Source organism: Christiangramia sp. 3-2217-3z (genome assembly GCF_051195275.1).
Classification (GTDB): domain Bacteria; phylum Bacteroidota; class Bacteroidia; order Flavobacteriales; family Flavobacteriaceae; genus Christiangramia; species Christiangramia marina.
The window spans coordinates 25,630-37,943 of record NZ_JBNJLI010000007.1 but is presented as its reverse complement, the minus strand read 5'-3'; the positions used below and the strand labels follow the sequence as shown (position 1 = coordinate 37,943).

Here is a 12,314-nt window from a genome sequence, read left to right as displayed (position 1 = left end):
ATGATATTAAATAATATCATTTAAAATTAAATTATTCTGTACCTATTCTGTACCCATTTTTAGAATGTTTCCGTTATCTTTATTAGAAGAAACATTGTTGTTATGGCATCTATAAAAGTAGTAAGAAGAAAGAATAAAGAACGGAAAGATGGTACAGCGCCTTTAGCACTTAGAATAAGTGAAAATTATGCTACTAATTATAGTTTTCTAGGACAGTATGTTTTGGAAAAAGATTGGGATAAGGAAAGTGGTATGGTAAAGAGAAGCCATCAAAACTCTCAACGTCTTAATAATTTTTTAAGGAAAAAATTGACAGAGGCTACTAATATTTCTTTTCAGAATGAGGATAGGATATCAATTAAAGAGATAAAGAAAAAATTAGTAGGAACTAAGATTAGAAAATCATTTTTCCTTTTAGCTACAGAAAGAATTGAACAAAAATACGATCGAAAAACTTATTCAGTAGCCAAATCTGAATTATCCATTCTGTTTAATATTGAAGAGTTTTTAAATTTAAATAGAACAAGCCCGCGGCAAAAGGTCATAAAAGCTATAAAACAGAGAAGAAATGATCGTATTAGTAATGCTAGGCGTTCAGCTAATTCTTTTCTGGATGGGGTTTCTTATTTTAAACTCAATAATCGTTTAACTTTTCAAGATATCGATAAGTCATTTATCGAACGATATAAAACCTTTTGCGCGGCTTACCTGGGACAAAAGACTAGAACCATTACAAATCAACTTATATTTATTAGAACCTTGTTTAATATTGCAATAAAAGAAGAAGTTGTAGATCCCAAATATTATCCTTTCGCTGGTGATAAAGAAAAAATAAAGCTGACCTCTGGGAATAAAGTTGGTTTAAACAAGAAAGAAATTGAACGCATAGAATTGCTTAAACTGGAAGCTAATTCAATTATTTGGCATACTAAAAACATATGGTTAGTTGCTTTTTACTTCGCGGGGATACGTATATCCGACATTCTTAAGTTAAAGTGGTCTGATTTTAAAGATGATCGTCTTTATTACGTAATGCATAAGAACGAGAAACCATTAAGCCTAAAGATTCCAGAAAAAGCTAAAGTCATACTTGGACATTATAAAAGTTTTAAAAGATCTAATAAAGGATATGTATTTCCTTTTCTTGAGAATGTAGATCCTAAAGATCCAGAAGATCTTTATAGAAAAACAAAAAACACGACGAAACAGTTAAATAAATATTTGAAGTTGTTAGCTGCTGAGTGTGAAATCGAAAAGAATTTATCCAATCACATTGCAAGACATAGTTTTGGAAATATTGCCGGAGACAGAATCCATCCTTTAATGTTACAGAAGTTATATCGCCATAGTGATTTAAAAACCACTTTAAATTATCAGGCAAATTTTATCCATAGGGATGCTGATGAAGCTTTGGATAGTGTTATCAATTTTTGATTTGGTAATTTGAAATTTATTATTCCTTCTCCTGATAGAATCTATAACTCATTTCTTATAAAATGTCACTTTTTTGTTAGATAAACTCAATTGTGAAAGTTTTTCCCATAAAAACATAAGAAATTGATTTCTTCAATTTCTAATTTTGCTATTCCTGAGAAGCAAGCTCACTTTAATTAAACTTTAGTTAAAAAAAAAAAAATTATCTCTCTCTATTCAATCGATGTTAAGAATTGAATGTTGAAAATATGTAGATCTATGAATTATAACGAATACTACAATTTTTAATTTATTAAAGTAAATAGAGGTGTAAAAAAATCAATCTAATTAATTAACCAAACCATTAATATTATGAGATTTATCTTTAAGTTGGGAATTGCTCCCTTACTAGTTTTACTATTAGCTTCCTGTGTGGATAAAAAAGAAACTCAATCTGTTGAAGTAAACACGCCTCAGGAAGTGAAAAAAAATGAAGAAAAAGCCGCAGATGTTGCTGACCAGGATTTTATAGATGGCATGACAGGGAAAATCTGGAATAACTACCTGGAAATTAAAATGGCACTTACCAATGGCGATGCCGGAGAGGCACAAGATGCAGCGAAAAGTATGGCCGATTCTTTCTCAGAAGAGCGTGCAGAATTAAAATCTATCGCTGAGCAATTGGGAGACACTGACGATATTGAGGAGCAGAGAAGGTTATTTTCAAACTTTACAGAATTGGCTGGGCCAATGTTTGAGGAAGCACTATCCGGTGGGACTATTTACAAGAAATTCTGCCCTATGGCTTTCAATAATGGTGGTGCGTACTGGTATGCTGACGTTGAGGAAATTAAAAATCCATATTTCGGTGATAAAATGCTCAACTGCGGCTCCGTAAAGAAGACTATAAAAAAGTAAAATTTCCCAATTAACTGTAAAACCTAATTTTATGAATTCAGAAAACAACAATAACCACAAGTCTGGTGGAAGTAATTATGGTCGATTTTTCCTAATGCTCGGCTTGTCTTTCGTAGCCATGTATATCACGATGTATCTTAATACTTATGAATATGATCATGTGTACTTTAGTTTAACCCGCTTCTATATGACCTGTCTGGGAATAGCAGCTATGGCAGTAATCATGTTATCTCTTATGCTGAAAATGTATAAAAGTAAGAAGAAGAATATCGCTATTTATATCGGTAGCCTCGTGTTATTTGTTTCAGCCTTGGGTTTGGTAAGGGCGCAAAGACCTATTATTGGCGATGTTTTATATATGAAGGCGATGATTCCCCATCACTCTATAGCGATATTGACCAGTAAACGGGCAGATATAGAAGATCCTGAAACCAAGAAACTGGCCGAAGAAATTATTGAGGCTCAGAAAAGGGAAATCGCCCAGATGAAGAAGATCATTTATCGTTTGGAGAACGAAAATAAATAATATAAAAAGCTATGAAATTGAAAAATTATTTTCTAATTCTCCTGATATTTTTAGGTTTTTCAGGCTACAGCCAAGAAGAATTAGAGGCGTCGGTAGAAGGAAATATGAATAATTTACCGGTGCGTGAATACAAAATAACTATAGATCAGGAAATGGTTGTTAAATCCAAGGGTAAAGAGACCATGGGGATGACCATTAATGGGGGAATTCCTGGTCCTGTATTAGAATTTACTGAAGGGGAATACGCGGTAATTTATGTAGAGAATAAAATGGATGTAGAGACTTCTATCCATTGGCATGGAATGTTGCTGCCCAATTTTTTTGATGGGGTGCCCTACCTTACTACTCCACCAATAAAACCGGGTACAACCTTCAAGTATGAATTTGAGATTAAACAGCATGGAACCTATTGGTATCATTCCCATACCATGCTACAGGAACAAAGTGGCGTTTACGGTGCGCTTATGATCCATCCAAAAGGAAAAGCGCTGAATTATGATAAAGAACTGGTGCTGGTACTTTCAGATTGGACTAATGAAAAACCTAAGGATGTTTTAAGATTCCTAAAAAGGGGAACGGAATGGTATAACATTAAAAAAGGAACTGCGACACCACTAAATCAGGTAATAAAACGAGGAGCATTGGGAGCACAATTAGATTTCTGGAGGCAACGAATGGAAGGGGCTGATATTGCTGATATTTATTACCCTGCCTTTTTGATTAACGGTGAAGAGAAAATTGAATATCCAGATTTTAAACCAGGTGAAAAAGTAAGGATGCGTATTATTGACGGTTCCGCCTCCACTTCATTCTGGATGACCTTTGGCGGGGAAACTCCCACATTAGTATCGGCTGATGGAAAGGATATTGTTCCGCTCAAAAGAAACAAAACTTTTATAGCAGTTGCAGAAACCTATGATTTTATTGTAACCATTCCGGATGAAGGTAAAGTGGAATTTAAAATCATGGCTCAGGATGGTTCTGGAACAGCTTCAGCGTTTCTTGGCGAAGGAAGAATACTCCCTGCTCCTAATGTGCCAAAGCCAGATAAAATTGGAATGATGCAAAAAATGGCAAAAATGAAGATGAAGATGGGCGCGCCTGCTTTACAATTTAACCCTGGAGATCCAGATCCATATGAGCTAAAGGAAAAATGGGGAATGCAGATGGATGATATGAAGATGGGAGGAATGGACCACTCTAAAATGAATATGAAAAAAGATTCTGTAATGGGAGGAATGGGTGTGAAGGATAAAAGGATGAATGGGATGGCCATGAAGGATGACGAAATGAACGGGATGGATATGAAAAAGGGGGAAATGGAAGATATGCAGGGAATGGATCTATTTTCGGAATATAATTACGATTACCTTAAATCGCCAGAAAAGACGGCTTTTAACGATAGCATCCCGGTCACCAATGTTTTACTGAATTTAACTGGAAATATGAACCGTTATATTTGGAGTTTAAATGGTGTTCCACTGTCTGCAGCCGATAAAATAAAGATAAAAGGAGATGAGGTAACCCGTATTACTTTTAACAACCTTACTATGATGCACCACCCTATGCACCTGCATGGCCATTTTTTTAGGGTAATAAACGAAAATGGGGAATATTCTCCTTTAAAGCACACGGTAAATGTGCCGCCCATGCAAGAAGTGACTATTGAATTCTATGGGAATGAGTATGGCGACTGGTTTTTCCATTGCCATATTTTGTATCATTTAGATTCCGGAATGGCGAGAGTAGTAAGTTATGATACCAAAAGGGATGAGCGAATGAAACGCTATCCAGTAAGTAAGCTTATAAATGAAACCAATAAATTTTATACCTGGGGAATGTTAGATGCCGCTTCACATATGACGGAGTTAAATGTAGTGAGTTCCAATATTAGAAACCAATTTACCGTTTTGGCAGAATACGGCTGGAACGAAAATATAGAAGCGGAATTTACCTATGAATATTATCTAAACGACTGGGTACGATTGTTTTCCGGTGTAAATATTGAAAATGAAATGGAAAACAGCATGGAAGAACTCAGTACCACCGCCATTGGAGGTATTAGGTATTTTACTCCATATATGTTTGCTTTAGACCTTCGTGTAGATAATAAATTGAGGCCCCAAATTAGCCTTGCCAGGGAAATAATGATTTTCCCGAGACTGGTAGTGTTTGGGGAATATGAATTTCAAGCCGATTTTGGCTGGGTCAATGATCTTGAACCAGGAAAAGATTTTGAAGATGAGCAGGTATGGAGAGCCGGGCTGGAATATTTTCTTGGTAAGAACTTTTCATTAATGGGAAGTTACGACAATAGATTTGGTGCCGGAGGCGGACTTTCACTAAGATTTTAATAATTTAAATCAAATAACAATGTAAAAAACACACAGTTAGGATTAAGAAGTATGTTCAGTGAATTTTACAATTATCGCAAAATAGAACAGATTAAAACTTTCACTATAAATTAAATTAAATCAAAATGAAAAAAGTAAGAATGACAATAAAAATTTACCTTATGGTAATGGTGACACTAACCGCAATGTCTTGTAAGGACACGAATCAGGAAAAGGACGCTTCTGAACCGATGTCCGGTGAAATGTATCAGGAAGACTCCGGAAAAATGATGGCCGAGAATGCAGGTAATAATGCTACAAATGCTATTATCGATAACTACCTGCAGATAAAAAGTGCCCTGGTGGCAGATGATCAGGAAGCAGCCGCCCAGGCTGGAGGCAAATTGGTCGGTGAGTTCGAGGATTTTGACCAAAGCAATTATTCTTCAGAGGAACAGCAGGAGTTAACGGACATCATTGAAGATGCAAAGGAGCATGCAGAACATATTGCAGAAAGCGCCATTGACCACCAACGGGAACATTTCGATATTTTGAGCAAGGATGTTATAGATATGATTGCCATAACCGGAACCGATAAAAAGTTATATCAGGATTTTTGCCCAATGTATAACGATAATAAAGGAGCTCAATGGTTAAGTGCTACTAAAGAAATTAAAAACCCGTATTTCGGAAGTAAAATGATGGACTGCGGAAAAATTCAAAAAGAGATCAATTAATTGAAAGTAATTAAGTTCATAGGCTGGTTTTTTTTGGTCTCATTGGTTGTAATACAATTTTTTCCGATAGAACGCAATCAAAGTGAAGAAGTGTCCCGTGCAGATTTTATGTTGGTCAACACGGTGCCTGAAAAAATACAGAATAAGATACAGGTATCCTGCTATGACTGCCACAGTAATAATACTGAATATCCCTGGTATAATAAAATACAGCCGGTGGCCTGGTTCCTGGAGGACCATATTAGAGAGGGAAAGGCAGAACTTAATTTTAATGAATGGGGTGATTATTCAGATCGCAGAAAGAACAGCAAGTTGAGATCTATTATAAGCCAGATTGAAGATGGTGAGATGCCATTGGATTCTTATACCCTGATGCATGGGGATGCGAAACTTTCAAGCCAAGATAAGTTAGAGATTATAAATTATATAACCGGCCTTAAAAGTGAATTATAAATAAAACCCAATATCAGAAAGAATAATTTTTATAATTGTTTGATTGGTTAGTTGAAATTTCTGGTATTTGGTGTTTAAAGTCCTGTAGGGAAGGGTGTTATATATTATTTACTAAAAAAACCCTTCCCTCTTCAGGCACAATAAAAAATTAGATGAAAGATTGTTGCAAGACTGGAAATGAAAAAGGACAAAGAGGGAATGGCTTTAAAAAATGGTTCAACTTTTTAATCTTTGGGATCATTGTAATTATAATCATAGGAGCTTTGTTACTTCAGTTATATGAGAACTAATTTAAAACCATAAAAAATGAGAACTAAACAATTATTATTCACCACATTACTTCTGGTCTTTTTTGTAAACTTTTCCAATGCCTTTGTGAAAGACCTTAATTCAGTCTCTTTAAATAATGTCGAAGCAACATTGGAAGATACAGTTCCTGATACTTTTTCTCCAGTCCAGGGTTCGGAAGCTGTAGGCCTTGATGAATGTCACTACACGACGGGAAACTGGTCTATTTTTTTAAAGATCTTATGTCGCCGGAACATTTGTACATCCACACACTGAAGGTCTTACCGAGACTGCTAAAAAAGTACTTGAACAACATGATAGGTATGCTGAATGGACCATCTATGCGAGTGCTTTAGGGGCTGTTTTAAAACTGGGAAGTCTTTTTCTTTTAAGGGAAAATAAGATTTTTGAAATATTGGTCTTCCTTGTTCTGGGATTTGCAGCCTATTCGGTTTCAGAAGCAGGACATTATGGTTCCCAGCTGGTATATATAGAAGGAGTGGGACCTCAAGGTGAATATCTCGAATCTGAAGGTCATGGACATTAAAACCTGTATTTTCCTACTTATATCATTTACTAAACATGGTTAGATATGGGTTTACAAAATAACTATACTTAAAAGTTAACCGTTACTAGTGTAATTTATATTGACAGGATTAAATTCTATTTAAAACGATTTGAGTAATAATTAATGATATGGCAATATTTCTGGCTTTAGGGCTCATTATTTATATAGCTACAGTACTGGATATACTTCAAACGACGTTGTCCATGCAAGGAGGAGGTTGGTTAACTAGCAGGTATTCTCATTTCTTCTGGAAGCTTTTTCTTTTTCTTTCAGGTAAGAACGGGAAGTCTAAAATTCTGGCACATGCAGGATATTTCTTACTGATTGCCATTGTACTTATTTGGGTGATGTGCCTGTGGCTGAGTCTGGTTTGTATTCTTTACTCTCAGCCTGGAGCTATTATAGATAGCACTACTAAAGTTGCGGCCAATATCTGGCAAATTATATACTATAGCGGTTTTACGCTTTCAACCCTGGGAATGGGGGATTATGTGCCTTCCGGGGATATATGGAGAGTATTGACGAGTATTTATTCATTTACGGGACTTATTCTACTCACCATGTCTGTCACTTATTTTATACCGGTATTGTCTGCGGTAATAGATCAGCGCAAACTTGGTATAACGTTGGGTACGCTTGGAAGCAGCCCTGAGGAAATTGTTCTTACATCTTGGAATGGGAAGAATTTTGAACCACTTATCAGTAAAGTAGATGCTTTATCAGATTCTATTATCAAATACAGTCAGCAACATCGTGCTTACCCGGTAATTCATTATTTCCATAATAACAAAGAGAAAAACGCGATTATCCTTCAGCTGGCAAGACTTTACGAAGCTTTATTGATCATTTCAAACCAGATAGACAAAGATAAAAGACCGGAATTTCAGAAGATCAAACCACTGTTAATCGCCTATGAAAATTATTTTGAGGTACTTTCTGAAGTTACCCATATGACTGTGGAACCATCAGCACCTCCCGTTCCGAGTATCAAGAAGCTTTTAGATGCAAAACTAATTATCAATCTAAGTAAAAATGGTTTTTCAGGCGAAATAGAACACAACAGGCGAACTTTTATGACACTGGTACAACAGGATGGCTGGAACTGGGAATTGGTGGATATAAAAAATTCCTAATTATCAACATCTCAAAGTTAAAATCATTTAAAACTGAAAGGTCTTAGCATAATTCTATAAGCGAATTTCAAGATTCATACTTATTTTAGATGAATAAACAATAAATTAATATATTATGAGAAATGAAAAATTAATTAAGGCTTTAGGAAATTGTATTAATCATTGTAATTATTGTGCAGATGCATGTCTGGATGAAGATAATGTTAAAATGATGAAAGATTGTATAAGACTGGATAGGGTATGTGCAGAAGCTTGCTCTTCTTTAAGTCAGATCTTAGCAACTAAGTATGATGATGTTCAGGATCTGGTAGATTATTGTAAAAAGCTTTGTCAGGCTTGTGCGGATGAATGTGAAAAGCATGATCATCAACATTGTAAAGATTGCGCAAAGGCCTGTAGAGAGTGCGTAAGTGCGTGTGAGGCTTATACAGCCTAATAGTATTACCGCCTGAGATTTAATCTATTAATTTCAGGCGTTTTTTAATTCACTAGATTTAAATCAAATCGAAATTTCTTTCTTTCATCACTCCCTTAACTTTACAAAGTTTAATATCGTCTGAAATTCCTAATTCAGAAAGTTTAAATCAAAAAGATGAAACATACTTATAAAATTACCGGCATGACTTGTAATGGTTGCAGGTCACATGTAGAAAAATCCTTGAGCAAGGTCAATGGGGTCACTCAGGTTTCTGTTGATCTAAATAAGGAGGAAGCAGTGATTGAAATAAAGGAATATGTTCCTTTGGAGAGATTTGAGCGTGCTTTAGAAGGAAGTAATTATAATATAATGATGCCGGGAAATACAGAGCAACCTGCCGGACAACTGATGAAACATTCTTATAAGATTACGGGAATGACCTGTAATGGCTGCAGATCTCATGTCGAAGAAACCTTAAGTACGGTGTCAGGTGTTGTGAATGCTGCTGTAAATCTTGAAAAAGGAGAGGCAGAGATCAGTATGAAAGAACACATTAAACTTGATGTTTTTGAAAAAGCCCTACAAGAGCACGGAGGAAATTATCATATCATGCTCCCCGGGGAGGAACAAGCAAAACATAAGCATCAGTCTGAAGATAAAACACCAAAAGGTAAAGGAACCGGCACATGGTATTGTCCCATGCATTGCGAAGGAGAAAAAACTTATGATAAACCTGGCGATTGCCCGGTCTGCGGAATGGATCTGGTGGAGCAAATGGATTTGAGTTCTCCTTCTTCAGGAGGGGATGAATATACCTGTCCCATGCATCCTGAAATAATAAAAGATGAACCAGGAGATTGTCCTATTTGCGGGATGGATTTGGTTCCCAAAGAACCACAGAAGTCTGCTGAGGAAAAAGGTTATAATACACTTTTGAAGAAATTCTGGATCGCAGTAGCATTTACACTTCCTATTTTCCTGATAGCGATGTCTGAAATGATTCCCGATAATCCACTGTATGACCTGGCAGATATGAAGATTTGGAACTGGATACAGTTCGGACTTTCCCTGCCGGTGGTTTTTTATGCAACCTGGATGTTTTTTGAACGTGCTTACAGGTCCATTAAAACATGGAACCTGAATATGTTTACCCTTATAGGTATTGGAGCGGGGGTAGCCTGGATATTCAGTGTGTTTGGTATGCTATTCCCCAATTTTTTTCCTGATCAGTTTAAGACTGAAATGGGAACAGTGCATGTATATTTTGAAGCCGCCACCGTAATACTTACTTTAGTTTTAATGGGACAGGTTCTGGAAGCACGTGCTCACAGCAGAACTAATTCAGCTGTAAAGGAATTGCTAAAGCTGGCACCGAATAAGGCTGTAAGAGTGGTTGATGGGGTAGAAGAAACAATTTCCGTAGATAAGATTCAGAAATGGGATGTTCTAAGAGTAAAGCCCGGCGATAAAATCCCGGTAGATGGGACCATCAAGAAAGGCAAATCCAGTATCGACGAATCCATGATCACCGGGGAACCTATTCCTGTAGATAAACAGGAAGGCGATAAAGTAAATTCCGGTACCATAAATGGCAATCAAAGTTTCACCATGACTGCTGAAAAAGTAGGAAATGAAACTCTGCTTGCGCAAATCATAAAAATGGTAAATGATGCCAGCAGGTCACGGGCGCCTATCCAAAAACTGGCTGATAGAATCTCAGCCTATTTTGTGCCTATCGTGGTAATTATTTCTGTAGTAACCTTTACTGTATGGGCAATCTATGGCCCCGATCCTGCCTATGTTTATGCGCTTGTAAATGCTATTGCGGTATTGATCATTGCCTGTCCCTGTGCTTTAGGTCTGGCTACACCCATGTCTGTGATGGTAGGAGTTGGTAAAGGTGCAAAAAACGGGGTTTTGATTAAGAACGCCCGTGCGCTGGAAGAAATGAACAAGATCGATGTGCTTATAATAGATAAAACAGGAACTATCACCGAGGGTAAACCTTCCGTAGAAAAAGTTGTTTCGGTTTCTTCAGAATATTCTGAAAAGGAGCTCACCCGCCTTATCGCTTCTGTAAATGCACAAAGTGAACATCCGCTGGCTAATGCAACTGTTAATTATGCGAAATCGGAAAAAATTAAATATGGCGAAGCTTCAGAATTTAATTCGGTTACCGGGAAAGGAGTTACGGCCAATTTTGAAGGAAAACAACTGGCGCTTGGAAATGAAAAATTAATGCAGGCTAAAAATGCTGAAATTTCAGAAGAAATAAATAATCAGGTTACTGCGGAACAGGAAAAAGGGAAAACAGTTTCATATCTGGCAATAGATTCAATTATTGTAGGATTTGTAACCATTTCAGATAAGATAAAAAAAACCAGCAGGGAAGCATTATTCGAACTTCAAAATGAAGGTATTAAGGTGATCATGCTTACCGGAGATAATGAGAAAACAGCTTCAGCCGTGGCAAAGGAATTAAACCTGGCTGATTTTAAAGCGGGTATGATCCCGCAGAATAAAATGGAGGAAGTAAAAAAACTCCAGGCGGAAGGTAAAAAAGTGGCCATGGCTGGAGATGGTATTAATGATGCACCTGCACTAGCACAGGCGGATATTGGCATCGCTATGGGTACCGGAACCGATGTAGCGATTGAAAGTGCCGAGGTCACTCTGGTAAAAGGAGATTTAAAAGGAGTGCTTAAGGCAATCAAACTCAGCGAAAAAGTAATGCGGAATATTAAAGAGAACCTGTTTTTTGCTCTTATTTATAACACCCTGGGTGTGCCAATTGCTGCGGGTGTATTATATCCATTCTTTGGGTTATTACTTTCTCCTATGATCGCGGCTCTGGCCATGAGTTTTAGCTCGGTTTCAGTTATTGCCAATGCCTTGAGGTTAAGAGGAGCAAAATTGTTGTAGAATATATTTAATCTAATTTTAGTGAGAGACACACGGATTATTTATAGTTATACGAAAATAGGATATCGAAAAATTTTAGTAACATATTAAACCATATAAAAATCTTCGATTCATTCTGCGTACCGGGCTTTTGCACACCCTGTGCATGTCTATTTGATTATCTTTGTAATGTGAAAATAATGGCACTCATATTATCGCTTTACGTACTCGGGCTTAATTTATTAGCCTGTAATGATAATGATACTTCTCAGTTGAATTCTGATTCAGAAGTAACAGTGATTGCTGCCCAGGATTTAGATTTCGACCATTCACATGATAAAGTAGTGGATTTATGCCCTCCTTTTTGTAGTTGTCATTGCTGCCATGTTCACACAGTAGATTTTGGTTCCTCACACTTCGAGCCTTTAATTGTGGAAATTCCATCTAAAGCTTTTGCTCATTTTGACAGTTCAGCGGAAGAACCTATTCTTTCCTTTTTAGATCCTCCAAAAGTTTAAATTCAGTTTTCAAAGGATAGTTATATCCTTTCCTGTCCTGAAGTCCTATAACTTCTTCAGACCAGTATATCGACTCTCTCTACTTAGGGAATATCGAGATGTTTAACT

General features: G+C 36.6%; 13 protein-coding genes. All 13 read left to right on the top strand.

Going from position 1 to position 12,314, the window contains the following annotated elements:
• Window positions 1-102 precede the first annotated feature (102 nt).
• Entirely contained in the window at window positions 103-1,434 is a 1,332-nt protein-coding gene (locus ACSHZO_RS12560) for a tyrosine-type recombinase/integrase (RefSeq protein ID WP_298247801.1), read from the top strand.
• Window positions 1,435-1,785: 351 nt separating this feature from the next.
• The gene (locus tag ACSHZO_RS12555) at window positions 1,786-2,331 is read left to right on the top strand and encodes a DUF3347 domain-containing protein (protein WP_051199762.1); all 546 of its coding nucleotides are present in this window, start codon (window positions 1,786-1,788) and stop codon (window positions 2,329-2,331) included.
• 31 nt (window positions 2,332-2,362) lie between these two features.
• The gene (locus tag ACSHZO_RS12550; RefSeq protein WP_298247802.1) at window positions 2,363-2,857 is read left to right on the top strand and encodes a DUF305 domain-containing protein; all 495 of its coding nucleotides are present in this window, start codon (window positions 2,363-2,365) and stop codon (window positions 2,855-2,857) included.
• Window positions 2,858-2,868: 11 nt separating this feature from the next.
• A complete protein-coding gene (locus ACSHZO_RS12545) occupies window positions 2,869-5,211 on the top strand; it encodes a multicopper oxidase domain-containing protein (protein ID WP_298247803.1) in 2,343 nt (780 codons plus the stop codon).
• 125 nt (window positions 5,212-5,336) lie between these two features.
• A complete protein-coding gene (locus ACSHZO_RS12540) occupies window positions 5,337-5,927 on the top strand; it encodes a DUF3347 domain-containing protein (RefSeq protein ID WP_298247804.1) in 591 nt (196 codons plus the stop codon).
• Window positions 5,928-6,380, top strand: a complete 453-nt coding sequence (locus tag ACSHZO_RS12535; protein WP_156284523.1) for a heme-binding domain-containing protein — start codon at window positions 5,928-5,930, stop codon at window positions 6,378-6,380.
• 152 nt (window positions 6,381-6,532) lie between these two features.
• Window positions 6,533-6,670 (top strand): hypothetical protein, encoded by a 138-nt coding sequence (locus ACSHZO_RS12530; RefSeq protein WP_298247805.1) that lies wholly within the window; start codon window positions 6,533-6,535, stop codon window positions 6,668-6,670.
• A gap of 16 nt (window positions 6,671-6,686) precedes the next feature.
• Window positions 6,687-6,944 carry a hypothetical protein gene (locus tag ACSHZO_RS12525; protein ID WP_298247806.1) on the top strand — a complete coding sequence of 86 codons (258 nt, stop codon included), beginning with the start codon at window positions 6,687-6,689 and terminating at the stop codon, window positions 6,942-6,944.
• Window positions 6,945-7,083: 139 nt separating this feature from the next.
• The gene (locus ACSHZO_RS12520) at window positions 7,084-7,215 is read left to right on the top strand and encodes a hypothetical protein (protein ID WP_298247807.1); all 132 of its coding nucleotides are present in this window, start codon (window positions 7,084-7,086) and stop codon (window positions 7,213-7,215) included.
• Between the two features lie 149 nt (window positions 7,216-7,364).
• Complete coding sequence (locus ACSHZO_RS12515; protein WP_298247808.1) at window positions 7,365-8,369, top strand: potassium channel family protein; 1,005 nt, start codon at window positions 7,365-7,367, stop codon at window positions 8,367-8,369.
• 115 nt (window positions 8,370-8,484) lie between these two features.
• Window positions 8,485-8,805 (top strand): four-helix bundle copper-binding protein, encoded by a 321-nt coding sequence (locus tag ACSHZO_RS12510; protein ID WP_083645398.1) that lies wholly within the window; start codon window positions 8,485-8,487, stop codon window positions 8,803-8,805.
• Window positions 8,806-8,961: 156 nt separating this feature from the next.
• Window positions 8,962-11,709, top strand: coding sequence for a heavy metal translocating P-type ATPase (locus ACSHZO_RS12505; protein ID WP_298247809.1), 2,748 nt, complete (start codon window positions 8,962-8,964; stop codon window positions 11,707-11,709).
• 179 nt (window positions 11,710-11,888) lie between these two features.
• Window positions 11,889-12,206 (top strand): DUF6660 family protein, encoded by a 318-nt coding sequence (locus ACSHZO_RS12500; protein WP_298247810.1) that lies wholly within the window; start codon window positions 11,889-11,891, stop codon window positions 12,204-12,206.
• The last annotated feature ends 108 nt before the right edge of the window (window positions 12,207-12,314 follow it).